The sequence below is a fragment of the Escherichia sp. MOD1-EC6021 genome (genome assembly GCF_002965245.1).
Lineage (GTDB): Bacteria > Pseudomonadota > Gammaproteobacteria > Enterobacterales > Enterobacteriaceae > Escherichia > Escherichia coli_F.
On the sequence record NZ_PTRU01000139.1, the window covers coordinates 1 to 348 of the forward strand.

Sequence of the window (348 nt, forward strand, 5' to 3'; positions counted from 1 at the left end):
GATATTAAAGGAAAAATCATCACAACTGATGCGATGGGTTGCCAGAAAGATATTGCAGAGAAGATACAAAAACAGGGCGGTGATTATGTATTCGCTGTAAAAGGAAATCAGGGACGACTAAATAAAGCCTTTGAGGGAAAATTTCCGCTGAAAGAATTAAATAATCCAGAGCATGACAGTTACGAAATAAGTGAAAAGAGTCACGGCAGAGAAGAAATCCGTCTTCATATTGTTTGCGATGTCCCTGATGAACTTATTGATTTCACGTTTAAATGGAAAGGTCTGAAGAAATTATGCGTGGCAGTCTCCTTTCGGTCAATAATAGCAGAACAAAAGAAAGAGCCAGAA

At 38.2% G+C, this 348-nt stretch carries 1 protein-coding gene; it reads left to right on the forward strand.

Annotated elements, in window-relative coordinates; genetic code table 11:
* A partial coding sequence (locus BEB54_RS28365; protein ID WP_123059771.1) for an ISAs1 family transposase occupies positions 1-348 on the forward strand: 348 nt, incomplete at both ends.